This window comes from Tautonia sociabilis (assembly GCF_003977685.1).
GTDB classification, from domain to species: Bacteria; Planctomycetota; Planctomycetia; order Isosphaerales; family Isosphaeraceae; genus Tautonia; species Tautonia sociabilis.
This window is the reverse complement of record NZ_RYZH01000006.1, coordinates 52,451-78,956: the sequence shown is the minus strand read 5'-3', so window position 1 is coordinate 78,956 and position 26,506 is coordinate 52,451. Positions and strand designations below refer to the sequence as shown.

The window sequence follows — 26,506 nt, the reverse complement described above, 5'->3', positions numbered from 1 at the left end:
ACGGGTATCGATGTGTCGGCCGGGCACTGGCGAGCCCAGATGGATGTCACCCGCCCGCCCTCCGGCTGTGGCGGTTCGACTCCGTCCCGACGCACTCGATTCGGATCGCTCGTTCGTCCAGTGGAAGGACGCTCGGCCCTCAACCGGGAAACGCGGGTTCGATCCCCGCACGGGCGACTGCTCGGTATGGCCCGCGGGTCGATCGGGAGGACGCCCGCTTCTCAGCCGGAAGGGGAGAGCTCGATTCCCTCACGGGCCGATCGACCTCACAGGTCATCAGCGATCGATTCCAGGCGGGCAGGTGCCCGGCCGGGTCTCATACGCCCGGCTCGCCCGGTTCGATACCGGGGCCTGGGACTCCCGGGCGATCCAGCGCCGCGAGATGGGTTCGACCTCCTTGATCGCCACTCCGACCGATCATCGCAGCGCCGGGTAGGCAAATCGGCAACGCCGCCGTCCTGAGGGGACGGTGTCTGTGGGTTCGACTCCCACTCCGGCGACTCTCCGACCCCGATTCGTCCCGTCGCCCAGCGGCAAGGGCACCCGCCTTACAAGCGGACAGGCGCAGGTTCGAGTCCTGCCGGGACGACTGATGCGAATGGTCCGCGGGTGCGACGGCGGCATGCCTCCTCGGTACGGAGGCGGTCCGGGTTCGAGTCCCGGGCGGACCTCTCCCGAGCGATCGGGACATCGGGCTGCTCGTCCAACGGGAGGACACCGGCCTTGCACACCGGCAATCGGGGTTCGACTCCCCGGCGGTCCATTCGACTGAGTCGAGCGATCCGAGCCGACGGAAGGGAGCCGGATCCGGCCTGGCCGGGCCTCTCTGCGAACGAGGTCGTCCTCCGGGTCGTGGGGGTTTGAATCCCTTCCCTTCCGCTGCGTCCTGCCCCACCGGGGCGGGACGCAATCCCGGGCGGTTCGCTCAGCCGGGAGAGCGCCCGAATGAAATAACATGCGGGAGGTCGTCGGTTCGATCCCTGCACCACCCATCCTGACCCACTCCTGATCGTGGAAGGGCAACCCGATGGGAGACGGGACCCGCCTGGAATGCGGGCGAGCGTAAGCCTTGGGGGTTCGACTCCCCCTCCTTCCGCTGCCGGATCGGATGATCGATGGTGTCCGTGGTGTAGCGGCAGCACCCGGGGTTGTGGGCCCCGAGGGGCGGGTTCGAATCCCGTCGGACACCTGGATTCATCGGCATCAATGCGTCATTCGACAGGGGCGTGCTCCTGGGAGAGCAGCGGGCCTCCAAAGCCCGTCGACAGGGTTCGAATCCTTGCGTCCCTGCTGGTGGATCGATCGCTGCCCTCGGGGTGTGTCGGAGCGCACGCGACCCTCCGAAGGTCGAAGGCCAGGTTCGACTCCTGGCGAGGGCACTGGCCGGCTCTCAAGGGCCGGCGACGTCCCCGGAGTGTGAGGGAGGCACACGACCGTGCGAAGGTCGGAGGCCAGGTTCGACTCCTGGCGGGGACACTCCTTCCGCAAGAGAGAGACGTCCAAGACGCTGGAGCCAGACGGCCAGGCAACCGGCTGCAACCCGGTCGAAGTGGGTTCGACTCCCACCGGCGTCTCTGGCGACGGTAGAACTCCGTCGCCCCGACTCCTGGACGCACGCCGCCGATCCCGACGGGAACGCGGCGCACCGGCCTCGCCGGCGAGGCCATCGGCGCGAGGAGTCCCGGACCTGGGTTCGAGACCAGGGGAGAGGTCTGAGGTCGCCTCCCGCCCCCGATTCGGGTACGTTCGGATGATCGGGGGCGACCCGGGAGCGTCGTGCCGGTCGCCGGGATGATGCCTCCGGGATCGGGAGCAGCCGACATGAGCATTTCCGGCCGATTCATCCGGATCGGAGCGGTCCTGATCGGGGGGAGCCTTGTCTCCCTCCCCTCGTCCGCGATCGACCCACGCGGGGCCGAACCCTCAGCCGGAGCCTTTAACCCCGGCCGGGACGGCGAGCCAGGATTCCGGGTCCCGGCGCTCTGGGAATACAGCTCGCCGCTGATCTCCCCGTAACGCAGGGATCTCGAGCCGAGCCATGCCCAGAAGGATCCGAGCGTGGTGTTCTTCGAGGGACGCTGGCATGTCTTCATGACGGTGAAGCTGCCGGGCCGATCGGCGATTGAATACTGCTCGTTCGAGCGCTGGGAGGAGGCCGACAAGGCCGAACGGACGATCCTGGAGATCTGCCCCACCTCCTACTACTGCGCCCCTCAGGTCTTCTACTTCGCCCCGCACGATCGCTGGTACCTGATCTACCAAGTGGGGGGCATGCCCGGTCAGACCCGGATGTGGGTCGCGTACTCGACGACCGAGACGATCGCGGACCCTGGCTCCTGGACGCAGGCCCGGCCGATCCTCGACGGCGGCCCGGAGGACCCCCGGGAGGCCGGGGGGCTGGACTACTGGATCATCTGCGACGACGAGCGCGCCTTCCTCTTCCTGACCAGTTCCGGAGGGCGGATGTGGCGGCTCTGGACGGATCTGGACGCCTTCCCGACGGGGTTCTCGCATTGCGAGCTGGCGCTCCAGGCCGAGATCTTCGAGGCGAGCCACACGTACCGGATCAAGGGGCAGGACCGCTACCTGACCATCGTGGAACAGGACGGCACGCGATATTACAAGGCCTATCTCGCCGATCGCCTGGACGGCCCCTGGACCCCCGTCGCCGACTCGGCCGACCGCCCCTTCGCCGGTTCAGCCAACATCCGGCCGGGCCCGGGGGTGGACGCCTGGACCGATAACGTCAGCCACGGGGAGCTGATCCGGGATGGCGTCGATCAGACGTTGACCATCGACCCCGATCACCTTCGGTTCGTCTTCCAGGGGATGCTCGACTCGGAGAAGGCCGGGAAGCCCTACGGGGCCTACCCCTGGAGGATCGGCATCCTCACACCCGTTGGGGGCGATTCCCCCTGAACGGAGGCCAGCCCACCGAATCGAATGCACGGCCCGATTCGGACCCCGTGCCCGATCCAACCGGCTCTCCTCCTGGATCCGCTCCCCTGCTCCCTCGAGCCGACTCCCGATCGTCGGGGAGCCGCCCATTCCCCTGGTCCCTCGAAGGGCCTGCCCCCCTTGCTCGGGAGCACGCAGGGCGTCTGGCGATGACTCCCCTCGGGAGCGTTCCTCCCGGGACGGCGAGGGAAGGAAGCCTCTGATCACTGGCCTCGAATTGAGAGCGAGGCGAGAGCTTGGTTGGGAGAGGGGAAGGGTGGCTGACGGGATTCGAACCCGCGATCTCCAGATCCACAATCTGGCGCCTTAACCGCTAGGCAACAGCCACCATCCTGTTGCAGACAGGATACGGGCAGCCGCTCTCCAGAGTCAAGCCGGCTGTGCCAGCAGCGGAGGGGGTGAAGCCCGGGGAGCGGGGAGGTCGGGGAGGCCAGGCAGTCGGGTCGGATCGGCCGGTCGGCCAGGAAGAACGGGAGGGAGGGGGGATGGTCTTGACGAGCCATCGTCGGGTTGCTGGGATGTTGCGATCGGCAGGGCAGGGAGCCCCGTCCGCCCGGGGGGTGGAAGGGGGGAGAGGCTGACACGCCTCGGGTGCAGGACCATGACCGCGTTGAAGATCGGGATCGTCGGCTGCGGGCATGCCGCGCGGATCCATTCCCAGCGCCTCGGCGCCCTCGAGGGAGTGGTCATCGCCGGCTGCGCCGATCCGGAGTCCGAGGCGGCCCGGGGCCTGGTGGCCGACCTCGTCGGTCCCGGGGGAGATCCGGGCTCGATCCCGATCTTCGCCGATCACCGGCAGTTGCTCGAGGCTGTCTCCCCGGATGTCCTGGCGATCTTCACTCCTCCCCGGGCCCATTACCGGCCGGCGATGGACGGGCTGCAGGCCGGCTGCCATCTGTTCATCGAGAAACCGCTTTCGACCAATGCCCAGGAGGCCGATGACATCGTCGGCCTGGCGAGAGGCCGGGACCGGGTGGTCGGCGTCGGCCACCAGTACCGCCTGGCGCCGGGGCTGGTCGAGGCGAGGCGGTTGCTGGAAGAGGGGAGGATCGGCCGCTTGCGGTTGGTCTCGGCGGTCATGGCCGAGGCGTGGCTGGCCGGGCACGGCGGACCGGAGAACGCCTGGAGGCTGGACCCGAAGATGTCCGGCGGGGGAATCCTCGCCGACGCCGGAGACCACCTGCTCGACGCCCTGATCTGGACGACGGGCCAGTCGGTCGCCGAGGTTTCGGCGTTCCAGGACCGAGAGGCCCCTGGGCTCGATGTCGTGGACGCGGTTTCGCTGCGGTTGACCGACGGAACGCCGGCCACCCTGGCGATCTCGGGGGTCGCGCCGGCCCCGCTCTTCGAGATCACGTTTTTCGGCGAGGGAGGGACGATCCGGGCGAGCGAGGCCGCGTTGCAACTGGCGGGGTCGGCCCCGGACTCGCGATTCCAGTCGATCTCGCTGACCGCCGGCCCCGGGATGAGTATCGACGCCGACTTCATCCACGCGATCCGATCGGGGCGCGCCCCCTGCTGCTCGGCCGAGCAGGCGATGGAAACCGTCCGGCTCCAGGAGGCGATCGCCCGATCGGCCGCCTCCGGGCAGGTCATTCGGCTTGCTCCGGCCTGATCCCCCCTCCCCTCCCGATCAATCCGACGGCATTGCTTGACAATCCCCAGGTGCGAGACTACCAGTATGACTCCGACCGGGCCGGAACGGCCCGTCGGGGGCAGACCAGACTCGATTTCCCCGCCCCGAGCCTTCGGGCCGCCGTGATCGGCCCGATCCGCCCCGGCAAGAGGACCGACCCGATGTGGGACCTCCTGACCCCGCTGGCCACCCCCGAGGACGACGCCACCGCCACCCTGCCCCTCGGCGGCTGGGGCGCGGCCGAGCCGTTCGCCCGACATCCCGAAGAGGATGACGAGGAGGCCGGAGACGAGGAGGACGACTTCGACGACGAGGACGACGACTTCGACGACGAGGACGACGACTTCGACGACGAGGACGACGACCTCGACGACGAGGACGACGACTTCGACGACGAGGACGACCTCGACGACGAGGACGACCTCGACGACCTCGGCGACATCGACATCGATGAGGACGACGACTTCGATGACGACGAGGACGAGGACCTCGAAGAGATCGAGGACGACGACGAGGACCTCTGAGCCCCTTCCCGGCTCCGTCCCGATCCCCTGGGGCCGGAGCCCGATCCGCTCCGACCGGGCCGGACCGAGGTCCGGCCCGGTCGGAGAACCGGAACGACTCCGGGAGGCGGGGGCTTGGCACGACGCGACCCGGCGCCGTAGTGTAGTAGGCTTGAACGACCGGGCCGGTCATCCCGAGTGATCGACCTCCGGCCGGTCGGTTGAGGAGCGTTGCGCCATGGCCGCCTCGAATCACCTGCCCGGCAACCCCGATCGCGATCGGACGGCCCCAGAGACTCCGACCCGATGCTTGCGTGAGCAATCGCAGCGCGACTTCGAGGTCGAGTTCCTTGGCCGCATCCTCGATCGCGATCCGTTCTATGCCGACGTGATCCGGGTCCAGGCCAACAACCTCGCCCGCCGGGGAGAGTCGACCCGGGCCCTCCAGTTGGACCGCCGGCTGACTCGCCTGCAGCCCGACCGGCCGATTCCCTGGTATAACCTCGCGTGCAGCTACGCGGTGCTCGGGATGCTCGACCCGGCCTTCGACGCCCTGCAACGCGCCGTCGACCTGGGCTACCGGCACTTCCGCCACATGGTCCGGGACCCGGATCTCAAGGCGCTCCGGCGCGACCCGCGCTTCGCCCGCATCCTCCGACGAGCCTGAGCCTCCCCCGGCCGTCCGGCCGTCGGCGTCCCCCCGACCCGCCGAATTGAAGCGGAACTCCCCCCGATGCAGCACCACCGCTGGGACGACGTCCAGGACGCCGTCTCCGTCGTCCGCGCCCGATGGTCCGGGACGGCCCGGGTCGGTATCGTCCTGGGAACCGGCCTGGGGAAGCTCGCGTCCGAGATCGCCGCGGAGGCGATGATCTCGTACGACGAGATTCCCCATTTCCCCCGCCCGACCGGAGTCGCGGGGCACGCCGGCCGACTGGTCTGCGGCACGCTCGCCGGGGCCCCCGTCGTGGCGATGGAGGGGAGGTTCCACCTGTACGAGGGATTCTCTCCGGCCGAGATCACCTTCCCGATCCGGGTCCTGAAGGGGCTGGGGTGCGAGATCCTGATCGTCTCCAACGCCGCCGGCGGCCTGAACCCGCTGCACCGCAAGGGGGACCTGGTCGTCATCGACGACCACATCAACCTGCCGGGCCTGGCCGGCGTGAACCCGCTGATCGGCCCGAACGACGACCGGCTCGGCCCCCGGTTCCCCGACATGCTGGAGCCCTACGACCATCGCTTGCAGGAGCTCGCCCTCGGCATCGCCCTGGCGGAGGGGATCCCCGCCCACCGGGGGGTGTACGTCGGGATCGTCGGCCCGAACCTGGAAACCCGGGCCGAGTATCGGTATTTGCGGGGGATTGGCGCCGACGTGGTCGGCATGTCCACCGTCGCCGAGGTCCTCGTGGCCGTCCACGCCGGGATGAAGGTGCTCGGCTTCTCGATCGTCACCGACCTCTGCCTGCCCGACGCCCTGGCGCCGGTGAAGATCGAGGAGATCCTCGCCGTGGCCGACGAGGCCGAGGGGAAGCTCCGGCGGATCGTCACCCGGGTGATCGAACGGCTCCCCTGCTGAGTTGATCCCCCCGGGGCCGAGGTTGAAGCCCCTCCGTCGCCCCCGACCCGCCCTCGCCGCGCGCCCCGAGCCCACCAACCCATCGCATCATGTCCACCGACGCCAAGAAGTACAAAGACACACTGAACCTGCCCTCGACCGCCTTCGCGATGAAGGCGAACCTCACCCAGCGCGAGCCCCAGATCCAGGCCCGGTGGGAGGAGATGGGCCTGTATGCCCGGATCCGGGAGGCCCGCACGGGGGCCCCGAGGAGGGTCCTGCACGACGGGCCTCCCTATGCGAACGGCGACATCCACATGGGGCACCTGCTGAACAAGGTGCTCAAGGACATCGTCGTCCGGTCGCTGACCATGCGTGGGTTCGACAGCCCGTACATCCCCGGCTGGGATTGCCACGGCCTGCCCATCGAGCACAAGGTCGTCAAGGACCTGGGCCGGAAGGCGGCCGGGATGAGCTTCGCCGAGATCCGGGATCTTTGCCGGGCCGAGGCGATGAAGTGGGTCGCCATCCAGCGCGATCAGTTCAAGCGGCTGGGCGTGTCAGGACACTGGGAAGACCCGTACCTGACGCTCGACCCGCGCTACGAGGCCGGCATCATGGACGTGCTGGCCGAGCTGGTCGAACGGGGGTACGTCTTCCGGCAGCTCAAGCCGATCCACTGGGACATCCACGACCGCACCGCGCTGGCCGAGGCGGAGCTCGAATACGCCGAGCACACCTCGCCGTCCATCTACGTCAACTTCCCGATCACCTCGGGCGTCCCCTCCCGGTGGGGAGACGGCCCCTGGCACGCGATGATCTGGACGACGACGCCCTGGACCCTGCCGGCCAACGTGGCCATCGCCGCCCATCCCAACCTGGAATACGCCGGGCTCCGCTACATCGACCCCGAGTCCGGCTCGGAGACTCGGACGATCATCGCGGCACCGCTCGTCGATCGGGTGATGGGGCTCCGCAAGGTCGCCGAGTTCGAGATCCTGGGCACCTGCAGCGGGAAGGAGCTCGAAGGGGGATCGTACCGGCACGTCTTCATCGATCGGCCCGGCAAGTTCGTCCTTGCCGACTACGTCACGGTCGAGGATGGCACCGGGCTGGTCCACACCGCTCCGGGACACGGGGCGGAGGACTACCGGACCGGCCTGGCCTACGGGCTTCCGGTCATCAGCCCGGTCGACGCCTCGGGCCGATTCCAGGATTCCGACGGGGTCCCGGCCGATCTGGTCGGGCTCCAGGTCTTCGAGGCGAACCCGAAGATCATCGATCGCCTGCGATCGGACGGCAGCCTGTATCACCACTTCAACTTCCGGCATAGCTACCCGCACGGCTGGCGGAGCAAGAAGCCGGTGATCTTCCGGGCCACGGCGCAGTGGTTCATCGGCGTCGACCGGAACGACCTGCGCGAGAAGACGCTGGAGGCGATCCGGACTCAGGTGCGCTGGCTCCCCTCCTGGGGACAGGCGAGAATCGAGGCGATGGTCGGCCAGCGCCCCGACTGGTGCATCAGCCGGCAGCGGGCCTGGGGAGTGCCGATCCCCGTCTTGTTCGACGAGCGGAACGACTATCATCATCTCACGGCCGAGTCGGTTCGCTTCTTCCGCGACCTCTTCGCGAAGGAGGGGGCCGACGCCTGGTTCAACCGGCCGATCGCCGACCTCGTGCCGCCCGACCTGGACACCGAGGCCCACCCGGTCGAGTTCCTCCGCAAGGGGACCGACATCCTCGACGTCTGGTTCGAGTCCGGCTCCAGCCACCGATCGGTGGTCCGGGAGCCGGGCTACGACGCCGGCCCGTACCCGGCGTTCCTGTACCTGGAGGGCTCCGACCAGCACCGGGGCTGGTTCCAATCGTCGATCCTCACCGCCGTGGGGACCACCGGCCGGGCACCGTTCGAGACCGTCCTGACCCACGGCTTCGTGGTCGACGACAAGGGCCAGAAGCAGTCGAAGTCGCTCGGCAACGCCGTGGGAGCCGTGGAGGCGACCGAGACGTACGGGGCGGACGTGCTCCGCTTGATGGTCGCCAGCCTCGACTACGCCAACGACGTCTCGCTGACCGAGCGGGCGATCAAGGAGGCCTCCGAAGCCTACCGGAAGATCCGCAACACCTTCCGCTACCTGCTCGGCAACCTGGAGGACTACGCCCGGTTCGACCCGGAATCGGTCGACCCGGGGACCTTGCACCCGATCGACCGCTGGGCCCTCTACCGGCTCAACGGGGTGATCCGGGACACGACGGCGGCGTTCGAGTCGTTCGAGTTCTATCGGGCCTTCCAGCGGCTGTACCAGTTCTGCTCGGTCGACCTGTCGAGCTTCTACCTCGACGTGCTCAAGGACCGCCTCTATGCCGAGCACCCCACCGGCCCCGACCGCCGCGCGGCGCAGTTCGTGATGGCTCGGCTGCACTCGGCGCTGGCCCGGCTGTTCGCGCCGATCATGCCGCACACCAGCGAGGAGGTGTGGGACCTGATCCCCGACTCTCCCGCCAAGGCCCCGAGCGTGCACCTCGCCCCCTGGCCCGAGCCGGATCCCGCCTTCGACGACCCCCACCCCGGCGGCCTGGACTGGGACTTCATTCAGGAGGCCCGCGAGGTCGTCTTCCGGGATCTGGAAAAGCTTCGGGCAGCCAAGGTGATCGGGAGCAACCAGGAGGCGCTGATCGAGGTCGGCAGCCCTAATCCCGAGCTCCAGGCGAAGCTGTCGGACCTGCGCCGGCACATGGAGAGCACGTTCATCGTCTCCGACGTGGTCGTCTCCCCGGATCGGCCCGAGGGGGCGACCGACCTGCCCGGCCGAGAGGTCTGGTTCCTCGCCCGGAGGTCCCCGCACCCGAAGTGCGAGCGGTGCTGGAACCTCCGCCCGAGCGTGGGGGAAGACCGGGAGCATCCGACCCTCTGCTGCCGGTGCTCAGCGGTCGTTCGCTCCCTGAACGAGGCGGCCGGCTGAGTCATGCATCCTCGAACCCCCCCGATCGCCGATCCCCCGATCCGACTGGCCGTCCTGGCCTCGGGGGGAGGCACGACCTTGCAGAACCTGATCGATCGGATCGCCGAGCGGACGCTGTCGGCCTCGATCGTCCGGGTGATCGTTAGCAAACCGGGGGTCGGCGCGATCGATCGGGCGGAGCGGGCGGGAATCCCGACGTCGGTCGTCCGGAAGGCAGGGCTCGACCCGGCCTCCTACGAACGGGCGATCTTCGCCCCGATCCGGGAGGCCGGGGCCGACCTCGTGGTCCTGGCCGGGTTCCTCAGCCTGCTGCCGATCCCGGAGGACTACCGAGGGAAGATCGTCAACGTTCACCCGTCCCTGCTGCCGGCCTTCGGCGGCAAGGGATACCACGGCGAGGCGGTGCACCAGGCGGCGATCGAGCAAGGGGTCAAGGTCTCCGGCTGCTCGGTCCACTTCGTGGACGAGCACTACGACAACGGGCCGATCATCCTGCAACGGACGGTCCCCGTGCTCGACGACGACACCCCCGCCACGCTGGCCTCCCGGGTCCAGGCCGCGGAGCGCCAGGCGCTTCCCGAGGCGATCGCGCTGTACGCCGACGGCCGGCTCCTGGTCGAGGGGCGTCGGGTCCGGATCCTCGACCCGTACCGGGAATAACCGAGGAGACGACCGGGATCCCCCCGCTCCCGTCCGGCCCTCTGGCTCCTTCCCCCGCCTCTCCCCTTCCCGAACCACCGACCGTCTGGAGGCGGACCCGGAGATGCCGGGCGCCGGAAGAGGTCGATCCGGCCGACCCCTGGCGCTGTTGGGACGGAGGCGCGATTGTTGCGATCATTGCAGGACCATTGACACGGCGGGGGAAACCGATTATAGATCAGGGTTGCCTCTGCGACAGGACACGGCCCGCCATCGGGGCGGGCGTCGCGGGTGCGGGATGGTCTCGGCCCCGTTCCCTCCGGGCCGAGGCGAGGAACCATCCCCATCAGAGGTGAAGCCGAATCGTCCCGGGGAGGACGCCATCAGACCGCCGTTTGACCGAACCGAGCGCGAGAAGACTCAGCGCGTCAATGACCAGATCCGCATCTCGCCGGTCCGGGTCGTCGGAGCCGACGGGGCCCAGCTCGGCGTGATTCCGACGTCCAAGGCCCTGGAGTTGGCCCGCGAGGCCGACATGGACCTGGTGGAGGTTGCTCCCAACGAGCGCCCCCCGGTCTGCAAGATCATGGACTTCGGCAAGTTCAAGTATGAACAGAAGAAGCGGGTCGCCAAGCAGAAGCAGCACCAGGTCCAGGTGAAGGAGATCCGGGTCCGGCCCAAGACCGGAGACGAGGACATCCGCGTCAAGGTCAAGAAGGCCCGCGATTTCCTGGAACACAAGGACAAGGTGCTCGTCAACGTGCTGTTCCGGGGCCGGGAGATGGCCCACATCGAGGAGGGGCGCCGCGTGCTGGACGAGGTCATCCAGGCTTTGGAAGACGTGGCGAAGATCGAGAAGCCGCCTGCGATGGAGGGTCGCCGGATGACGGCGATCGTCGCGCCTCGGTGATCCGATCTTCTCTGCTGGGGGACGGGGGGTCGCCCCTCCCCCCAGCGTTCCCTCTCCGCCGAGCCCGCACCTCGGAGTCGGTCCTCGCGATCAACGGCCGCCTGGGCAGCATCTCGGCGGCCGGGCTTGGGGGACGATCGCATCAGGTTCGGGGAGGGATCGGCATTGGATCCGGCCCGTCGGCGTGATACGATGGGCCCCTTCCGGCTCCAGGCCGCGGGCGCTTCGCCTCCGGCCCCCTCCTCGGACGCCAGGTTCCCCCGAATTCGACCGCCCCAAGCGCGGCCGGCCCGGTCCCGGCACCGGCGGGCGCCGACCGGGCGAAGAGAGGCCAGACGACGATGCCCTCGGTGAAGATGAAGACCCACAAGGGGACCAAGCGCCGCTTCAAGGTGACCGCCACCGGCAAGGTGGTGCACAAGCGCTGCGGCTCCTCTCACCTGAACAGCCACATGAGCGGCAAGCGCATCCGGAAGCTGCGCAAGCCGGTGGTGCTGCAGAACAAGGCGGTCGCCGCCAAGCTCCGCCGAGCCCTCCAGCGGCGAGAGGCCGGTCACGGCCGATTCGCCACCGCCCTGGCCGCCGCCGCCGCGGCCCAGGCCGAACAGCAGGCCGAAGGGGAAGGCGCCGCTCCCCCAGTCGAGTGACCGGCCCTCCAATGGCGACCGAGGGGGCGGATCCGCCTTCCGATCCGGTTGTCCACCCTCGTTGAACGAATGACCGACCGACCCAAGCCCTACTGATCGTCGAGAATCCCAGCGATGCGAGCGAGGAAAGGATCGGCCCGTCGTCGGGCCAAGAAGCGCCTGTTGAAGGAAGCCAAGGGCTTCGTCGGCGGCCGTCGTCGGCTCTACCGCACGGCCAAGGAGACCCTGCTCCGCGCCGGCATGTTCGCCTTCCGCGACCGTCGGGCCAAGAAGCGCGAGTTCCGCCGCCTCTGGATCACCCGAATTAGCGCCGCCGTGGAGATGCGCGGCCTGCGCTACAGCCGGTTCATCCAGGGCCTGAGGCTCTGCGAGATCGGGCTCGACCGCAAGAGCCTCTCCGAGCTGGCGATTCACGACCCCGAGACCTTCGACGCGATCGCCAACCGCGTGCGGGCCAAGCTCCAGGAGGTCGGCGCCATCCCGGCCGCCGCCTCGGCCTGAGCCTCGCCGCCCGAGCCGACTCGGTCCCGGCCCCACCACGATGAATCCCACCACCGAGGAGGGCGCCGCCCCCTCTCCCCCCCGAGCGAGAGCGGGTGGGCGCCTTCCCATCCGAACTGACTGATGGAACTCTCCGAGGCGATCGCCGAACTCGATGCGCTGGAGGCCGCCGGACTGGCCGCCTTTCGCGAAGCGGGGAGCCCCGAGGCGGTTGAGGCCGCCCGCATCGAGTACCTCGGGCAGAAGCAGGGGAAGATCAAGGCCGCCCAGCAACGGCTCAAGCAGGTCGAGCCCTCGGCCCGGAAGGACTACGGCCAGCGGTTCAACGCGGTCAAAACGGCGCTCGAGGCGGCCTGGGAATCGGCCAAGGCCCGCGTCGATCGCCCGGCGGCGGCCTCAGGCCTCGATGTCACCCTGCCCGGCACCCCCCGCCCCCGGCTCGGGCACCGGCACCCGCTGACGCAGACGGCCGACGAGCTGATCGACCTGTTCGGCCGGCTCGGGTTCGGCGTCGCTCGCGGCCCAGAGGTCGAGGACGTCTTTCACAACTTCGAGGCGTTGAACATCCCGCCCGCCCACCCGGCCCGGGATCCGGCCGACAACTTCTACCTCAGCGACGGCGCCCTGCTGCGCAGCCAGACCAGCACGATCCAGATCCGGGTGATGGAACGCCAGCCCCCGCCGGTGCGGATCGTCGCCATCGGCCGGGTCTACCGGCCGGACGCGGTCGACCCGACCCACTCGTTCATGTTCCACCAGATCGAGGGGCTGATGGTCGATCGGGGCGTCACGATGGCTCACCTCAAGAGCACGCTCCGGCTCTTCGCCGAGGGCTACCTCGGGACGGACGTGAAGATTCGGTTCCGCCCGAGCTTCTTCCCCTTCACCGAGCCAAGCGTGGAGGTGGACATGCTCTGGCACGGTGGCGATCGTTGGGTTGAAATGGGGGGGGCCGGCATGGTCGATCCCGACGTGCTCCGCGCCGTCGGCTACGATCCGGAGGAGGTTACCGGTTTCGCCTTCGGCCTCGGCGTCGAGCGGCTTTGCATGCGCAAGCACGGGATCGACGATATCCGGCTGTTCACGACCAACGATGTGCGTTTCCTCTCTCAGTTCTGAGCCGCCCGAATCGAGCCCGCACGGCCCCGAGCTTGCTCCCGACCGGCCCTCGCCTCGGAGGCATCAACCTCGTCAAGCCTCCCCCTCATGGAGCCCGAGCACCAGAGGACCCGACGATGTCCACCGGCGATGAACGTGTGATCGTCTCCCCCGGCGCCACCGCCGGGCTCTCCTCGGCCCACCACCGCGATTTCCCCGAGATCCGGGCCGAAGGGGAGAGCCCGACCGACGCCGCCGAGCAGCTCGTCCACCACCTGACTCGGACCCTCGATTCCGCCCTGACCGGATGGCGTCGCGAGTCGATCGAGCAGGCCATCGCCGACGTCCGCGCCTACGCCGAGCAGGCCGGCTCCTGACCGTCGACTGACGGGGAGAACCGATTCCCCCGATCCCCGACCGACCCCGCCCCGCAGAAGCCCATCGCCATGATCGTCAGCTGGAACTGGTTGACCGACTACGTTCGACTCGACATGACGGCCGACGAGTTGGCGGAGCGCCTGACGCTGACGGGCCTGAATCACGAGGGGACCGTGGAGGTCGGCGGCGACCTCGCCATCGACCTGGAGGTCACCAGCAACCGTCCTGACTGCCTCGGACACCTCGGGGTCGCTCGGGAAATCGCCGCGGTGTTCGGGGCCCGCAATTACCGGGAACCCGACCCGCACCCGGCCGAGGCCGGGCCCCCGGTCGGCACGTTGACCTCGGTCCTCGTGGAGGAGCCGGGGCTTTGCCCCCGCTTCACGGCCCGAGTGGTGACCGGGGCGAAGGTCGGGCCCAGCCCCTGGTGGATGCGAAAGCGGCTGGAAACCCTCGGCGTCCGCTGCGTGAACAACGTGGTCGACATCACCAACTACGTGATGTTCGAGTGCGGCCAGCCCTTGCACGCCTACGACCTCCACGCCCTGGCCGGCCGTCGGCTGGTGGTCCGCAAGGCGAGGGCGGGAGAGCGACTCGTCGCGATCAATGGCCGTACCTACGAGCTGACCCCCGAGATGCTCGTGATCGCCGACGCCGAGCGTCCCGTCGGCCTGGCCGGAGTCATGGGAGGGCTGGAGACGGAGATCGTCGACGCGACGACCGATCTGCTCATCGAGGCGGCCCAGTTCGACTCCCTCTCCGTGCGTCGGACCTCTCGGGCGCTCGGCCTGATGAGTCCGTCGAGCTACCGCTTCGAGCGGCCGATGGACCCCGAGCGCACCGACTGGGCCAGCCGCCGATGCGCCGAACTGATCCTGGAGCTGGCCGGCGGCATCCTGCACGAAGGCGTCATCGACATCGCCTCCGAGCCTCCCCCGGAGCGGCCGGCGGTCATGCTCCGGTTCGGGCAGATCGCTCGAGTGCTCGGGATCGAGATTCCTCGGATCCGAGTGGAAGCGATCCTCGAGTCGCTCGGGATGCAGCGTGTCTGGCACGACGAGCACGCCGCCACCTTCCGCCCGCCAAGCTGGCGGAGCGACCTGGAGCGGGAGATCGACCTGATCGAGGAGGCCGCCCGGGTCTTCGGCTACGAACAGATCCCCGAGGATCAGCCGGTCCCGCTGGCCGCGTCCAGCCTCGGCCGGCGCGAGCGGATCGAGCGGGCTCTTCGGGAGGCGCTGACCGGCCTCGGGCTCGACGAGGCGGTCTGCTTCAGCCTGGTGCCCGACGAGCTGATCGCTCCCCTGGACCCGATGCCCGTTGAGCCCCCGATCCGGGCGGAGCATGCCGACTTCCGCAAGAACAACGCCCTGAGGCAGAGCCTCATCCCCAGCCTGTTGGCGGCCCGAGCGCACAACGAGGCGCACGGCGTGGCCGACGCCCGGCTGTTCGAGATCGCCCACGTCTATCTCCCCCGGATCGGTCGCCCGCTGCCCGACGAGTCTCCCCGAGTGGGGCTGGTGGCGGGGGTGGACTTCCTCGGCATCAAGGGGATCGTCGAGGCCCTGCTCGACCGCCTGCACCTGGCCGATCGGCTTGAGGCCCGCCCGGCGTCCCCCTCCCCGATGGCCCCGGGACGCGCCGCCGAATTGCTGCTGGGCAGTCTGCACCTGGGTTACGCCGGCGAGATCGACCCCGAGGCGGGCCGAAGGCTCGGCCTCCGGGGCCGTTGCGCCGCGGCGGAGCTGAACCTCGATGCGATCATCGAGCAGGCCGACCTGGCGCCTTCGTATCGCCCCGTCCCGGTGTACCCGGCGGTTTCCAGAGACCTCTCCCTGGTGGTCGACAAGGCCCTCCCCTGGGCCGAGCTGGCGAGGGTCGCCCGGTCGACCGGAGGCCCGACACTGGAATCAATCCAGTTCCTCGATACCTTCGAGGGACCGGGCATCCCCAAGGGCAGGCACAGCCTCCACTTCGGCCTGACCTTCCGGCACTCCGATCGGACGCTGACCGGCGAGGAGGTGGACGCGTCGATCCGGGCGATCGTCGACGCCTGCCGGACTCGCTTCGACGCGACGCTCCGAGTCTAAGACCCCGCTCTGCTCAGGGGAGAGGCCCCGTCGCACCTCCGTCGAGCGCCGAGGCGAAGGCCCCCGAGGGCGTCTCCTCCGGGTCGATGCCCAGGGAGGCCAGACCGTCGAGCGCCGGGCGATAGTTCGGGTCGAGCATCAGGGCGGCGGCGTAGCACCGTCGGGCGAGCACCGTTGATCCCCCCTCCTGGGCGAGCTTACCCATCTGCCAGCGGAGCCCGGGGTCGTCGGGACGTGAGGCGATCTCCATCGCCAGTTCGTTCATCCGAAGGGCACGTTCGTGGGCCTGGCCGTGTCGGGTCATGGTCCGGGCCGCCTCCTCGGCCCTCCCGAGTCGGGTCTGAACCGTGCCGAGCAATTGCAGCGCGCCGAGGTTGTTGGGGCGCAACGCCGTGACGCGCTCCAGATCGGCGAGGGCCTCCTCCAGCCGATCGGAGGCGTGGCTCAACCGGGCTCGGACGAGCAGCGCCTCGACGTTGTCCGGGTCGAGGGCGAGGCTGGCCGAGGAGAACTCGGCCGCCCGAGGCTGGTCCCCCAGTTCGAAGGCGTGCCGGGCGGCCAGTCCAAGAACGTTCGGGTCCTCCGGGAGCCGAGCCAGCGCCTCGGCGATCCTCGGGGTGGCCTCCTCCACCTGGGCGCTGTTGAGCAGGCTGGTGAGCTCGCCGATGCGAGCCTCAACGAGGTCGGGATCCCGATCCAGCGCCTTCCTGAACGCGGTCGCGGCCCTCACCGACTCGCCCAGGTCATGATGAATCCTCCCCATCTCGAGCCACGGTCGGGGATCGTCGGGGGCGAGCGTCGCGGCCTTCTGGAGCTGGATCAACCCCCGAGGGGTATCGCCAGTCATCAGGTAGAGCGATGCGAGGGCAAGGACCGTCTCGGGCTGGTTGGGCTGGAAGTGGAGGGCGACCTCGAGGGCCTGACGGGCCGCGATCGGCTGGCCGAGACGGAACAGCGCGATGCCGGCAACGGTCATCGCCTCGCCGGCCCCCGGGCCGTTCTCCCGGATATGCATGACGGAGGAGAGCGCCCGGTCGGGCCTCCCCTGCTCGAGGAATCGTCGGCCCCGGATGACCGACGGCCAATTGCCTCCTTGCTCCGAGCGATCCGGAGCCTCCGGTCTCGCCGAGGAGGAGCCGCCTCCGGAAGAGATCAGGTACACCGCACCCGCCCCCCCCAGGGCGAGCGCCAAGGTCATGATGCCAACGATCAGGTTGTCGGAGCGGGTCAGGGACCACATCGGATCGGGTCTGGAGGATTGATTGGACGTCCCAGATCGGGAACAAACGCCGGTCGGGAACCGCCGAGGCGGACCGTCCGACCGGCGTTGGCGGGACAGGAGGCCAGTATCCCGAATTCGGTATCACCGCCATCCCGAAATTTGGGACAGTCCCAGGATCAGTACTGGTCGCTGGAGACGACCTCGCCGTTGGCCCGAGTGGCGAGCGCCCAGACCGTGACGGTTTGGGTGGAGTCCTTGAGGAACCGGACCGAGCCGTCGGCGAAGAGGATGTTCGCGCCGCCGGGGTGGTAGCTGCTCAGGCCGTACATGCCCTGGCAGTCCAGGTCGCCCATCCAGGAGCAGATCCGGCAGTTGGGGAACTTCGGATTGGGAGCAAGCAGCGTGTTGCCCAGCGTCCAGCCGTACATGCCCTGGAACCAGCTATCGCCGACCCAGCTGACGTTGGAGTCCCAGGAGGGATCGGCCGTCGCGTTCGGAAACCTCGCGGCGCAGGCCTGGAGCCACTGGGTAAACAACTGAGCGCCTTGCGGCATATTCCACGTGCTTGAGTCTCCAGGCCAGGAGACGTGATTAATCACATCTTGAGGATGACTCAGCTTATTGCCGTCGAAGTCGCCCATTCTCCACTCGCCGAAGGCGATTGTGTTCGCCGTACCGTCGATGATGTCGGCAATCCCGACATCCTGGGTTCCTCCCCCCTGCTCTGGAGCGCGGTGCAACGCGAAGATGCCATTGGGGGCCGAGGTGCCGGCCCAACCCCGAAAGTCGATCCCGGCCCCGGTGTTGGCAAAGTAGTTATTGCCGGTCTTCGGGCGGGCTGGGACGCCGAGACTTCCGTTGCTGTCCTGGTTCCCGCGGGGCAGGGGCGAGGATGGGCAGAGAAAGGAGCTGATCCGGGCGCTGATGCCCGTCCACTGGACAAATGCGCCGTTCTCCAAATGCTTGTTGATGAGCATGAAATTCAGAGCGTTGTACACCTGGGTCTGCTCCATATAGGGGAGCAGCAGGGATTGCGGGCTCCAGGCGCCCCAGGTTCCGTAGATGTTCAAACCGAGCGTCCGGGCCGGGTAGGCTCCTGGGAAGACGTTGTGCGTGGAATGATAGTTATGGAGCGCGAGCCCGATCTGCTTCATGTTGTTGGTGCACTGGGCGCGGCGGGCGGCCTCCCGGGCCGATTGCACCGCCGGCAGGAGTAGGGCGATGAGGACGCCGATGATCGCGATGACCACCAGCAGCTCGATCAGGGTGAAGCCCGGGGAGATCCCCCGGCCCGTCGGCGACGGGGCCTTCGGATGGCGATGCATATCATCAATCCTCTCGGAAGTCGGGGTTGGGAATCAAGACCAACACGCAGGAGGAGGAACGTCGAGAGCGCCGAGTCGTCCCCGGGGGGAGCATCGGTCCCTCGAGTTCGGGTTGCGTCGTCGGGGCGAGTTCCGAAGGACCCGGCCGAGACTGGGCCGCGATCGGCGTTCCAGGGGAACGTCGCCCGGGGGAGGATCACTGAGTCAGGCCCCGGGTGGGATCCTGCGTCATCCCGGCAGACGACCCGGCGATGTCGTCGGGGCGTTCATCCTCCGGGGCTTCGGTCACCGGCACCGCCGGAGCCATCGGCATCGGTGCGACGTCGGCCCGCTCGACTTCCGACGACTCGCACCCGAGGGCCGGGGCCAGCAGCGGCATTGACAACAGGCAGGCCGAGAGAGGCTTGAAGGGAACGCGCATCGGACCTCCTGGGTTCGGAAGGCGGGCCACTCGCGCGGACGCCCGCGACCAGCCCCACCCGTTCGGAAGGAAGAACTTTCTGGGACAGTGCTCCCGAATTCGACGCTTCAAGAGACTGAGAACGAAGAGATTTCCCCCGGATCGGGGATGGGAGCGGGGGCATCCGGGCGTAATAGGGAAGTCCCCAAGATGTGGGGGAGACGGTCGCGGGACAAGAAGCCGACGCCAATCACCCCCGATGAGGTGCGCACCAGAATGCGCCCGGCGTCCGAATCGATCGCTTTGACCCCTGGTGCGAATGCACCTCCGCGCACATACTAAACGGCGCTGCGAGCACGAAACAAGGAGTTTCCCCCGAATTCCCAGGGCCCCCGTCGCCGCGACAGCGGCCGAGCCCCCGGATCGAGGGGAATCCGATCCGGGGGAAGGCGATCCTCACGGCCCCAAGTGGCGCGTGACGCGGACGATCGAGCGCGACGGGAGGCCTTCCGAGCGGTCCCGAGTTCGGGAGAACACGGCTCGCGCGAGGAGAATTGAAGAATGAACGCGCAGGAATCCGACATCTCCCGAGGGGGTCCGGCCGGCGAGGGTGCCGGATCGGTCGCGAGGGCGTTCGGGCCGAGTGCCGGTCGCGTCTGGGCCGGTGCCGTGCTCGCGGGGCTGATCGCGGGGGGGATCGGCTGGGCAGCGGGCGAGGCGACCCTTGATCACTACCGGGTTTCGGAGGAGGCGGCCGGCCGGGCCTTCGACTTCTCGCAGTTGAACGTCGAGACGAGGGCGACCAACACCCGGAACGCGGCCATCGCCTTCGGGCTGCTGGGGGCCGCGCTCGGGATGGCGATGGGGATGGCGGGCGGCCTGGTCCGGCATCGTCCGAGGGCCGGACTCCTCGGGGGAGCGGTGGGGATGGTGCTGGCGGGGGCCTTGGGCGCGGCCATCCCCTTCGCCGTGGTGCCGATCTACTTCGATCACTTCGATCCGACGGCGCCGACGTTGATGCTCCCCATCATGATCCACGGCGCGGTCTGGCTGCCGGTCGGGATCGCCGCCGGCCTGGCGTTCGGTCTCGGCATCGGAGGACGAACCCGAATCCTGGCCGCGATCTTCGGTGGGCTGATCGGAGCGACAATCGGCACGGCCGTCGTCGAGACGATCAACGCCATGGCCTTCCCCCTGGCCCGTTCCGAGCAGTTCATCCCCAGCGCCGGCCCGTACGTGGGGGAAACCCCCGACTGGGAGCGCTTCTACCTGTTGCAGCGTCGGGGGCCGGCCACGATCGACGACTCGGGGGAGAAGGCGATCGACCACTTCACGATCGAGAACGCCACCGCCTCGGCGCTCCAGCGGCTGATTTCCCGGTTCCTGATCCCGCTGTTCATCGCCGTCGGGATCGCCTGGACGAGCCCGAGGCCGAGGCGATCGGCGACCGCGACCTCCGGCGCCGGCTGATCGGATCCTGCCCCGCCGACGAGGGGGTGCCAGGGCCGCCGACCTGAGCCGGGGCCCCGGAGCGAGGGAACTGCGTCAGGGGGCGGGCGCGTCGTCCGTCAACGTCGCCTCGGTCGTCTCCGCCGGCCCCTCGGGGGAGGAGAGGGAATCGTCCTCTCCCATCAGGCCGGGTCCCTCGGGGCTCTCGACCACCGGATCGGCGACATCAATCTCCTCGTCGATGGCCGGCTCACCACCGCCGCAGCCGGCCAGGGCGATCGACAGGGCTGTCGAGAGGGCGAGGTCCCTGGGATGGATCCTGAATCGGGTCATCTCGGCTCCGAACTCCCTGGAAGACGATGCTCGTTCGGGACTCCCCTCCGACGGGGCCGGCCCGGCCGTCGCCATTATGGCGAGGCGCCCAGGAGAGTCCAGAGTTCGTCTGCCCTGTGCTTGAATTCCAGAGGCGAGAGGCGGACGATACGCGTCGGCGATGACGTCCGATGATTGATGAGGGAGGCGATCCGATGGCCAGAACGGTCGGCTCCCGGGTCCGGGTCGCGTTCGCCTGGGTGGCGGCGCTGGGGTCGGTCCTGCTGGCGTTCAACCTGCTCGTCGCCGCTGGGCTCGCCGTGCTCCTCACCTCCGGAGTCTTCCTCGTGCCCGGGCCTTCCTGGCAGGACTTGGCGTTCCCATTTGGCCATTCGTGGTTCCGGGTCGCGTTGTTGATCGGTTGGACCGGCACGTCGGCCGTGGTGGCAACAGCGGCCCGTCGGCTCGCTCGCAAGGACGGGAACGGGACGTTCCGGACGTCGAGGGCGGGTTCGGCCGATCGGCTCGCGGGCCTGGGATTGGCGGCCTCTGTGGCCGACTCGGCGCTGGTGGGCGTGCTCCTGATCTCCGCTCGCTGGTACGGTCATGCCTGGTAACCGCAGTCGGCCTGAGAGTTGCAGCACCGATCGGGGAAGACGGATGGGGACGGGGAGGGTTGGCACCGTGCTGCGGAACTGGCGGATCTGGGTCCTGATCGCCTTGATCGTGGTTCCATTTGGGTTGTACGTGGTCCTGGGCTCGCTCTGGCTTCTGGAGCACGGCTGGGCCTGGGCGACGGCGGTGGCGATCGGCTGGATTGGCTCGTATGGGCTGTTCGCCTTCTTGGCGGACCGTTGGACGCGATCGTCCGAATCGCTCCTGCCGCCGCTGGACTGGGAAGCGCCGCAAACCTTCACCCCGAGGGACCGAGCGGCCTGGGCCATCGTCGAGGAGATGGCCCGGCGATCGGACAACGCGGCCATCGAGTCGCTCAGCCGCGGCGACATCTACATCAACACGGGTAGGGAGTTGGCCGAGGCGCTGGCCCAGCACTATCACCCGGGGGCGAAGGAACCGATCGACCGCGTGCCGGTCGTCGAGCTGCTCACGGCGCTGGAGCTGGCCGCCGAGGATCTGGCGAGGCTTTGCCGGCAGGTGCCGGGAGGCGACATCATCACTCCCGGTCACTGGAAGCAGGCGATCGACGCGGCGAACCTCGTGAACCGGGCGAATGAGATCTACACGTATCTGCTCCCGCTGTTCGCCCCGGTGGCGGGGGTCGCCCGCCTGGGGACGCAGAAGCTGATCGCGCAGCCGGCCTGGCGGAGCATGCAGCGATCCCTGATGCGGTGGTTTTTCCGGGCGTACGTCAATCGGCTGGGACACCACCTGGTGGAGCTGTATAGCGGCCGGCTCGCGATTGGCTCGGAGCACTACCGACGCCTGACCCGACGCGCCGGGGACCAGGCGGCCGCCGCCCATGCCGACGCGCCGAAGCCGGTCATCGGCGTGGCCGGAGCGAAGGGGGCGGGCAAGTCGCTGCTGATCGCGAGCCTGGAGAAGGTGATCGGCGACGGCGAGCTGGCCGCCGTGAAGTCGAAGCTGCTCGAAGCGGGTCGAGAGCCGGGGCTCGCCGACCGGCTTGGCACCGCGACCTTCTTGGAGATCCCCGGCTACCGGGCCCAGGCCGGCCCAGACACCTCCCGGGAGCGCGCGAGCCGGAAGGATGCCGTGGCCGCCGCGGGCGAGGTCGACTTGCTGGTCTTGGTGGCCGACGCCTCCCGAGGCGACCTGAGCGACGACCTCAACTTCGCCCGGGAATGGATCGAATCCTACTCGGGTCGGCCCCATCTGGATCGGCCGCCGGCCTTCGTGGTTGTCACTGGCTTCGACCGGCTTCGGGACGCGATGGTGGTGGAGTCGACGACCTCGGGAGGCGGCTCGGCGGTCGGCACGAGGGTGCGGCCCCTCTCCCGGGAGGAGGCGATCGCGGCGCTGAAAGCCGAGCTGCCCGAGGGGATCAATCGCGTGATCGCCGTCGAGCTGGGCGACCAGCCGGCGGGGGCGGTGGCCGAAGCGGTGCTTCCCGCGATCGCTCGCCGTCTGCCGGAAGCGGAGCGGATCGCCCTGCTCCGGCACCTGCACGAGCACTCGACGCGGTCGAAGGCGCGCCGGGTCGTCTCGGCGATCGGCCGGCAGGGTAAGGCCCTGTGGCGGAGCGTCCGGAAGAAGGCCGCCTCTCGGGCCGACTACGACGAGGAGTGACCGCCCGGCTCATCCCCGAGGCGGGGCGGTTTCCTGGGCGAGCTTCCAGATCGGGTCGTAGACCACCTTGTCGAACGGCGGGCACCCGGTGGGGAACTGGCCCAGGTCGTTGTGCTTGGAGCGCATCAGGGCGGTGCAGTAGCTGAAGGTCCGACAGATGCGCCTGCGGTCGAGCGGCCTCCCTTCGAGGACGTTCCGGGCGAAGTCGGGGTGGGACAGGGACGCTCGGCCCACCCCGACAATGGCCACCCGGCCGTCTCGGACGTTGGCCGCTGCCGCGTGGAAGATGAAGGCCTGAAGCCAGGAATAGCCCGAGCCGACAATCGGCAGGTCGGGGAAGGCCCGCTGGATCTCCTCGGTCGCCCGGAAATGGCGGTCGACGCCGATGAGCGGGTGCTCGGGCGTCTCGTACCCGTCCGGAGGAGGATACTCGAACGGGCGAATGATATGGGGGCTTCCGTAGGGGTTGCCCATCGAGACGTTGATCATCGCCACGCCGAGCTCCCGGAGCAGGCCGATCAACTGGATCGGCTCGGTCAGGTCCGGCCTGGTGTGGTCGTTCGGGTCGGTGCCCCAGGAGGACCGCAGTGGATAGGAGACGGTCTCGGGGACTCCGAGGTGGTCGTCCCCCATCTTCCAGGGGATGCCGTCGTACACATTCATCCGGGTGGCGACCATCAGGTCCGGCAACCGATTCCGGATCTTCCCGACGACCTCCCGGATGAACCGGGTCCGATTCTCGAACGACCCGCCGTACTTACCGGGACGGGAGTGGGCGGAGAGCAGCTCGCAGAGCAGGTAGCGGTGGCACTGCTTCAGGTCGATGAAGTCGAACCCGACCCGGAAGGCGACCTCGGCGGCCTCGACGTAGCGGTCCTGGAGTCGGTCGAGGTCGTCGTCGGAGAGCAGCGGGGTATCGGCGTCGGCGGTGCGGCCCGTCTCCCGGTCGATCACGGTGCGAGGGTCGAGCGCCGGGTCGTGCTGCGCGAGCCAGGGCCGGGGGACGCTGTATCGGCCCGAGTGGGTGAGCTGGAGGCCGACGAGCAGGTCGGAATCGTCCCCCCATGCCTCGCGATGGGAGCGGCGACACTGGTCGAGCAGTCGGGCGAGCCCGTCGGCCCGCCGGGCGTCGCAGACGAGTTGCCGGGTGTTGGCTCGGCCCTCCGGGACGACGGCGGCGGCCTCTCCCCAGATCAGCTTCGCGCCACCGTCGCCGAATCTCCGGTAGCGGCGCAGGGTCAACTCGCCGGGAGAGCCGTCGGGCTCGCCGTCGCAACCCTCCATCGGGTGGATGGCCAGGCGATTGCCGACCGTCCGGCCGCTCACGGTGATCGGGGCCGCCAGGAAGGACAGATCGTCGCTCAGGCGGATGTCCAGCCCCATCGCCTTGGCATCGGCGAGCAGGGCGTCGGCGGTCTTGTACTTGAAATAGCGGGACACGAGCAGGCTCCGATGGCAAGCAGGGCCGGTCAGGGCCCTATTCTGGCCGATCGAGGCCGGGGAGAGAAGCCCTCGGGAGGCCTTCGGGCCTCCCATCCCCCGGGAGGGGAGCAAGGGGAGGGATGTGGGCCCGGCTGGGCAACTTGGGAGGGCTCCCGAACCGCGATCGGCCTTTTCCCGGCGGAGGACCGAGCAGAACCGCCCCGGATCTCGTATGATGGGGAGGCGTTTCTCCGGCATCATCCCGCGACCAGCCCACCCGAGGACGATGGCGACCGCCGTACCGACGACCCCCGCGCTCGACGATCTCCGCGCCGATTTCCCCGCACTCGACCAGGAAGTCCGGCCCGGAGTCCGCCTGACCTACCTCGACAACGCGGCGACGACGCTCAAGCCCTGGCCCGTCATCCGGGCGGTTCAGGCGTTCGACGCCGAGTATCCGGCCAACGTCCACCGGGGGATCCACACGCTGAGCGAGCGGGCCACCGAGGCGTACGAGTCGGCCCGGGAGAAGGTCGCCCGATTCATTGGCGCGGCGGAAGTCGAGGAGGTCGTCTGGACCCGGGGCACGACCGAGGCGATCAACCTCATCGCCCAGTCCTGGGGCCGAACCTTCCTGAAGGAAGGAGACGAGATCGTCCTCTCCGATCTTGAGCACCACGCGAACCTCATCCCCTGGCAGATGCTCGCCAAGGAGCGCGGGGTGGTGCTGCGGTTCGCCGAGATCTCGGACGATGGCCGACTCGAGCCGGAGGCGGTCGAGCGGGTGCTCTCCGACCGAACCCGGGTCGTGGCCGTGACGGCGATGTCGAACGTGCTGGGGACGGTCGTGCCGCTGGAGCCGATCGTGGCGATGGCGCACGACCGGGGGGCGATCGTCGTGGTCGACGGCGCCCAGGGGGTTCCACACCGGGCGATCGACGTCGGCAGGCTCCCTGTGGACTTCCTCGCCTTCTCCGGCCACAAGATGTGCGGCCCAACCGGCATCGGAGTGCTCTACGGCCGCCGAGAGCTCCTGGAGGCGATGCCGCCGGCCTGGGGAGGCGGGAGCATGGTCCTCCGCGTCTCCCGGGAGGGGGCGGAGTGGAACGAGCTGCCCTACAAGTTCGAGCCCGGCACGCCTCCCATCGCGCAGGCGATCGGCCTGGGGGCGGCGGTGGACTACCTCTCCCGGCTCGATTCAGAAGCGGTGGCCTCCCACGAGCGTTCCCTGATGGAGTACGCCCATCGGAGGCTGGCGGAGGTCGGCGGCGTCCGCATCCTCGGCCCCGAGCCCGAGTACAAGGGCGGAATCCTGGGGATGGATGTCGAGGGGGTCCACCCGCATGACCTGGCCCAGTTGCTCGACCGCCACGGGGTCGCCGTCCGGGCCGGCCAACACTGCGCGATGCCGCTGCACCATCGGCTCGGGCTGCCGGCGACGGCCCGGGCCAGCGCCTACCTGTACAACACGACCGACGACTTCGACCGTCTGGCCGAGGCGATCGCCGACGCCCGGCGGCTGCTTCACGACCGTCGCCCGCGCCGACCGGCCTGACACGCCGACCGGCATCGACCGAGAGACGACCGACGATGGATGATGCGTTCTACCGCGAAGAACTGCTGGACCACTTCGACAGCTCGCCGCACCGGGGCCGGCTCGAAGCCGCCGACCTCGGGGCCGACCTGGACAACCCCCTCTGCGGCGACCAGATCCACTTCGAGGTGGCCCTCGACGCCGAGGATCCCGGGCGCATCGCCGCCGCCCGGTTCGACGGCCACGGCTGCGTCATCAGCCAGGCCGCGGCGTCAATCCTGGCCGAGCAGGTCGAGGGCCGGCCAATCGCGGAGGCGAGGGCGCTGACCGCCGATCACATGATCCAGTGGCTCGGCATCCCCCTCACCCCGGCCCGCCGGAAGTGCGGCCTGCTGGCCTTGCGCACCCTGCATCGCGCGATCGACCAGGGAACCCCGGGAGCGCCCGCCGGCTCGGGCTCGCCCGCTTGACGACCATCGAGCGGGCGCCGTAGAGTTCCCACAGACACGCTCCCCTCGATCGCACCCCGTCGGCACGCCCGTCTCCCGTCCGATCCGATCCGACCCGACTCGAATCGCACCGCCCGACCAGGGAGATCCCCCGATGCCCCGAGTCCGTCGCGTCGCGGCCCGGATCGCGGCCGTGTTGCTCCTTCTCCTCCTTTCGACCGCCGAGGCCCGACCGCAGCCCGCCTCCTCC

General features: G+C 69.1%; 22 protein-coding genes, 11 tRNA genes and 1 pseudogene. 28 read left to right on the top strand and 6 right to left on the bottom strand.

Annotated elements, in window-relative coordinates; genetic code table 11:
- The first annotated feature begins 106 nt into the window (after positions 1 to 106).
- The 11 genes and pseudogenes from TsocGM_RS04685 to TsocGM_RS04665 all read left to right on the top strand — a co-directional run.
- A tRNA-Glu gene (locus TsocGM_RS04685) sits at positions 107 to 177 on the top strand.
- A 249-nt stretch (positions 178 to 426) separates the two neighbouring features.
- Positions 427 to 500: transfer RNA gene (locus TsocGM_RS25815), tRNA-Leu, on the top strand.
- Positions 501 to 516: 16 nt separating this feature from the next.
- A tRNA-Val gene (locus tag TsocGM_RS04680) sits at positions 517 to 589 on the top strand.
- Positions 590 to 692: 103 nt separating this feature from the next.
- Positions 693 to 763: transfer RNA gene (locus TsocGM_RS04675), tRNA-Ala, on the top strand.
- 29 nt (positions 764 to 792) lie between these two features.
- Positions 793 to 879: transfer RNA gene (locus tag TsocGM_RS25810), tRNA-Arg, on the top strand.
- Positions 880 to 1,013: 134 nt separating this feature from the next.
- A tRNA-Ser gene (locus TsocGM_RS25805) sits at positions 1,014 to 1,096 on the top strand.
- Between the two features lie 22 nt (positions 1,097 to 1,118).
- Positions 1,119 to 1,189: transfer RNA gene (locus tag TsocGM_RS04670), tRNA-His, on the top strand.
- Between the two features lie 31 nt (positions 1,190 to 1,220).
- A tRNA-Trp gene (locus TsocGM_RS25800) sits at positions 1,221 to 1,290 on the top strand.
- A gap of 17 nt (positions 1,291 to 1,307) precedes the next feature.
- Positions 1,308 to 1,379: transfer RNA gene (locus TsocGM_RS25795), tRNA-Arg, on the top strand.
- Positions 1,380 to 1,503: 124 nt separating this feature from the next.
- Positions 1,504 to 1,574 (top strand) — tRNA-Cys (locus TsocGM_RS25790).
- Positions 1,575 to 2,055: 481 nt separating this feature from the next.
- A pseudogene (locus TsocGM_RS04665) lies at positions 2,056 to 2,919 on the top strand (non-reducing end alpha-L-arabinofuranosidase family hydrolase); the annotation flags it as partial.
- Between the two features lie 294 nt (positions 2,920 to 3,213).
- Here TsocGM_RS04665 and TsocGM_RS04660 read toward each other — a convergent pair.
- Positions 3,214 to 3,286 (bottom strand) — tRNA-His (locus TsocGM_RS04660).
- 273 nt (positions 3,287 to 3,559) lie between these two features.
- Between TsocGM_RS04660 and TsocGM_RS04655 the strand changes: the two genes are divergently transcribed.
- From TsocGM_RS04655 to pheT, 12 genes are all read left to right on the top strand, one after another.
- The gene (locus TsocGM_RS04655; RefSeq protein ID WP_126724155.1) at positions 3,560 to 4,573 is read left to right on the top strand and encodes a Gfo/Idh/MocA family protein; all 1,014 of its coding nucleotides are present in this window, start codon (positions 3,560 to 3,562) and stop codon (positions 4,571 to 4,573) included.
- Positions 4,574 to 4,605: 32 nt separating this feature from the next.
- Complete coding sequence (locus TsocGM_RS25785) at positions 4,606 to 5,118, top strand: hypothetical protein (RefSeq protein WP_158633378.1); 513 nt, start codon at positions 4,606 to 4,608, stop codon at positions 5,116 to 5,118.
- Positions 5,119 to 5,335: 217 nt separating this feature from the next.
- Positions 5,336 to 5,764 carry a TPR end-of-group domain-containing protein gene (locus tag TsocGM_RS04645; protein ID WP_126724154.1) on the top strand — a complete coding sequence of 143 codons (429 nt, stop codon included), beginning with the start codon at positions 5,336 to 5,338 and terminating at the stop codon, positions 5,762 to 5,764.
- Between the two features lie 66 nt (positions 5,765 to 5,830).
- A complete protein-coding gene (locus tag TsocGM_RS04640; protein WP_126724153.1) occupies positions 5,831 to 6,673 on the top strand; it encodes a purine-nucleoside phosphorylase in 843 nt (280 codons plus the stop codon).
- Between the two features lie 89 nt (positions 6,674 to 6,762).
- A complete protein-coding gene (gene ileS, locus TsocGM_RS04635; protein ID WP_126724152.1) occupies positions 6,763 to 9,615 on the top strand; it encodes an isoleucine--tRNA ligase in 2,853 nt (950 codons plus the stop codon).
- Between the two features lie 3 nt (positions 9,616 to 9,618).
- Positions 9,619 to 10,275 (top strand): phosphoribosylglycinamide formyltransferase, encoded by a 657-nt coding sequence (purN, locus tag TsocGM_RS04630; protein ID WP_126724151.1) that lies wholly within the window; start codon positions 9,619 to 9,621, stop codon positions 10,273 to 10,275.
- 331 nt (positions 10,276 to 10,606) lie between these two features.
- Positions 10,607 to 11,164, top strand: a complete 558-nt coding sequence (infC, locus tag TsocGM_RS04625) for a translation initiation factor IF-3 (protein ID WP_233578329.1) — start codon at positions 10,607 to 10,609, stop codon at positions 11,162 to 11,164.
- 356 nt (positions 11,165 to 11,520) lie between these two features.
- Positions 11,521 to 11,811 (top strand): 50S ribosomal protein L35, encoded by a 291-nt coding sequence (gene rpmI, locus TsocGM_RS04620; RefSeq protein WP_233578368.1) that lies wholly within the window; start codon positions 11,521 to 11,523, stop codon positions 11,809 to 11,811.
- A gap of 114 nt (positions 11,812 to 11,925) precedes the next feature.
- The gene (rplT, locus tag TsocGM_RS04615; RefSeq protein WP_126724148.1) at positions 11,926 to 12,312 is read left to right on the top strand and encodes a 50S ribosomal protein L20; all 387 of its coding nucleotides are present in this window, start codon (positions 11,926 to 11,928) and stop codon (positions 12,310 to 12,312) included.
- 123 nt (positions 12,313 to 12,435) lie between these two features.
- Complete coding sequence (pheS, locus tag TsocGM_RS04610) at positions 12,436 to 13,431, top strand: phenylalanine--tRNA ligase subunit alpha (RefSeq protein WP_126724147.1); 996 nt, start codon at positions 12,436 to 12,438, stop codon at positions 13,429 to 13,431.
- Between the two features lie 116 nt (positions 13,432 to 13,547).
- Positions 13,548 to 13,787, top strand: a complete 240-nt coding sequence (locus TsocGM_RS04605) for a hypothetical protein (protein ID WP_126724146.1) — start codon at positions 13,548 to 13,550, stop codon at positions 13,785 to 13,787.
- 69 nt (positions 13,788 to 13,856) lie between these two features.
- Positions 13,857 to 15,878, top strand: coding sequence for a phenylalanine--tRNA ligase subunit beta (gene pheT / locus TsocGM_RS04600; protein ID WP_126724145.1), 2,022 nt, complete (start codon positions 13,857 to 13,859; stop codon positions 15,876 to 15,878).
- Between the two features lie 13 nt (positions 15,879 to 15,891).
- Here pheT and TsocGM_RS04595 read toward each other — a convergent pair whose 3' ends face one another.
- The 3 genes from TsocGM_RS04595 to TsocGM_RS04585 all read right to left on the bottom strand — a co-directional run bounded on the left by TsocGM_RS04595 (position 15,892) and on the right by TsocGM_RS04585 (position 18,846).
- A complete protein-coding gene (locus TsocGM_RS04595; protein ID WP_126724144.1) occupies positions 15,892 to 17,118 on the bottom strand; it encodes a tetratricopeptide repeat protein in 1,227 nt (408 codons plus the stop codon).
- A 158-nt stretch (positions 17,119 to 17,276) separates the two neighbouring features.
- On the bottom strand, positions 17,277 to 18,425 hold the full coding sequence (locus tag TsocGM_RS04590) for a DUF1559 family PulG-like putative transporter (protein WP_126724143.1): 1,149 nt from the start codon (positions 18,423 to 18,425) through the stop codon (positions 17,277 to 17,279).
- 196 nt (positions 18,426 to 18,621) lie between these two features.
- Positions 18,622 to 18,846 (bottom strand): hypothetical protein, encoded by a 225-nt coding sequence (locus TsocGM_RS04585; RefSeq protein ID WP_126724142.1) that lies wholly within the window; start codon positions 18,844 to 18,846, stop codon positions 18,622 to 18,624.
- Between the two features lie 540 nt (positions 18,847 to 19,386).
- On the opposite strand from TsocGM_RS04585, the gene TsocGM_RS04580 reads away from it, so the two are divergent.
- Entirely contained in the window at positions 19,387 to 20,295 is a 909-nt protein-coding gene (locus TsocGM_RS04580; protein ID WP_126724141.1) for a hypothetical protein, read from the top strand.
- A 75-nt stretch (positions 20,296 to 20,370) separates the two neighbouring features.
- On the opposite strand, the gene TsocGM_RS04575 is transcribed toward TsocGM_RS04580, so the two are convergent.
- Entirely contained in the window at positions 20,371 to 20,607 is a 237-nt protein-coding gene (locus tag TsocGM_RS04575) for a hypothetical protein (protein WP_126724140.1), read from the bottom strand.
- Positions 20,608 to 20,801: 194 nt separating this feature from the next.
- On the opposite strand from TsocGM_RS04575, the gene TsocGM_RS04570 reads away from it, so the two are divergent.
- Together TsocGM_RS04570 and TsocGM_RS04565 are read left to right on the top strand one after the other, a co-directional pair.
- Positions 20,802 to 21,203, top strand: coding sequence for a hypothetical protein (locus TsocGM_RS04570; protein ID WP_126724139.1), 402 nt, complete (start codon positions 20,802 to 20,804; stop codon positions 21,201 to 21,203).
- 67 nt (positions 21,204 to 21,270) lie between these two features.
- Positions 21,271 to 22,851, top strand: coding sequence for a GTPase (locus TsocGM_RS04565; RefSeq protein ID WP_233578323.1), 1,581 nt, complete (start codon positions 21,271 to 21,273; stop codon positions 22,849 to 22,851).
- Between the two features lie 9 nt (positions 22,852 to 22,860).
- Here TsocGM_RS04565 and TsocGM_RS04560 read toward each other — a convergent pair whose 3' ends face one another.
- Complete coding sequence (locus TsocGM_RS04560) at positions 22,861 to 24,291, bottom strand: oxidoreductase (protein WP_126724137.1); 1,431 nt, start codon at positions 24,289 to 24,291, stop codon at positions 22,861 to 22,863.
- A gap of 268 nt (positions 24,292 to 24,559) precedes the next feature.
- Between TsocGM_RS04560 and TsocGM_RS04555 the strand changes: the two genes are divergently transcribed.
- Both TsocGM_RS04555 and TsocGM_RS04550 read left to right on the top strand, forming a co-directional pair.
- On the top strand, positions 24,560 to 25,828 hold the full coding sequence (locus TsocGM_RS04555) for an aminotransferase class V-fold PLP-dependent enzyme (protein ID WP_126724136.1): 1,269 nt from the start codon (positions 24,560 to 24,562) through the stop codon (positions 25,826 to 25,828).
- A gap of 35 nt (positions 25,829 to 25,863) precedes the next feature.
- Complete coding sequence (locus TsocGM_RS04550) at positions 25,864 to 26,277, top strand: iron-sulfur cluster assembly scaffold protein (RefSeq protein ID WP_126724135.1); 414 nt, start codon at positions 25,864 to 25,866, stop codon at positions 26,275 to 26,277.
- Positions 26,278 to 26,506: the final 229 nt, after the last annotated feature.

What these genes read in the sequence shown, in the direction of transcription:
- TsocGM_RS04580 (WP_126724141.1), top strand. Translation starts at nt 19,387, where the DNA reads ATGAACGCGCAGGAATCCGACATCTCCCGAGGGGGTCCGGCCGGCGAG.
- purN (WP_126724151.1), top strand. Translation starts at nt 9,619, where the DNA reads ATGCATCCTCGAACCCCCCCGATCGCCGATCCCCCGATCCGACTGGCC.
- TsocGM_RS04640 (WP_126724153.1), top strand. Translation starts at nt 5,831, where the DNA reads ATGCAGCACCACCGCTGGGACGACGTCCAGGACGCCGTCTCCGTCGTC.
- TsocGM_RS04655 (WP_126724155.1), top strand. Translation starts at nt 3,560, where the DNA reads ATGACCGCGTTGAAGATCGGGATCGTCGGCTGCGGGCATGCCGCGCGG.
- TsocGM_RS04570 (WP_126724139.1), top strand. Translation starts at nt 20,802, where the DNA reads ATGGCCAGAACGGTCGGCTCCCGGGTCCGGGTCGCGTTCGCCTGGGTG.
- TsocGM_RS04645 (WP_126724154.1), top strand. Translation starts at nt 5,336, where the DNA reads ATGGCCGCCTCGAATCACCTGCCCGGCAACCCCGATCGCGATCGGACG.
- TsocGM_RS04605 (WP_126724146.1), top strand. Translation starts at nt 13,548, where the DNA reads ATGTCCACCGGCGATGAACGTGTGATCGTCTCCCCCGGCGCCACCGCC.
- TsocGM_RS04550 (WP_126724135.1), top strand. Translation starts at nt 25,864, where the DNA reads ATGGATGATGCGTTCTACCGCGAAGAACTGCTGGACCACTTCGACAGC.
- ileS (WP_126724152.1), top strand. Translation starts at nt 6,763, where the DNA reads ATGTCCACCGACGCCAAGAAGTACAAAGACACACTGAACCTGCCCTCG.
- TsocGM_RS04575 (WP_126724140.1), bottom strand. Translation starts at nt 20,607, where the DNA reads ATGACCCGATTCAGGATCCATCCCAGGGACCTCGCCCTCTCGACAGCC.
- TsocGM_RS04595 (WP_126724144.1), bottom strand. Translation starts at nt 17,118, where the DNA reads ATGTGGTCCCTGACCCGCTCCGACAACCTGATCGTTGGCATCATGACC.
- pheS (WP_126724147.1), top strand. Translation starts at nt 12,436, where the DNA reads ATGGAACTCTCCGAGGCGATCGCCGAACTCGATGCGCTGGAGGCCGCC.
- TsocGM_RS04585 (WP_126724142.1), bottom strand. Translation starts at nt 18,846, where the DNA reads ATGCGCGTTCCCTTCAAGCCTCTCTCGGCCTGCCTGTTGTCAATGCCG.
- rpmI (WP_233578368.1), top strand. Translation starts at nt 11,521, where the DNA reads ATGAAGACCCACAAGGGGACCAAGCGCCGCTTCAAGGTGACCGCCACC.
- TsocGM_RS04555 (WP_126724136.1), top strand. Translation starts at nt 24,560, where the DNA reads ATGGCGACCGCCGTACCGACGACCCCCGCGCTCGACGATCTCCGCGCC.
- TsocGM_RS04590 (WP_126724143.1), bottom strand. Translation starts at nt 18,425, where the DNA reads ATGCATCGCCATCCGAAGGCCCCGTCGCCGACGGGCCGGGGGATCTCC.
- pheT (WP_126724145.1), top strand. Translation starts at nt 13,857, where the DNA reads ATGATCGTCAGCTGGAACTGGTTGACCGACTACGTTCGACTCGACATG.
- rplT (WP_126724148.1), top strand. Translation starts at nt 11,926, where the DNA reads ATGCGAGCGAGGAAAGGATCGGCCCGTCGTCGGGCCAAGAAGCGCCTG.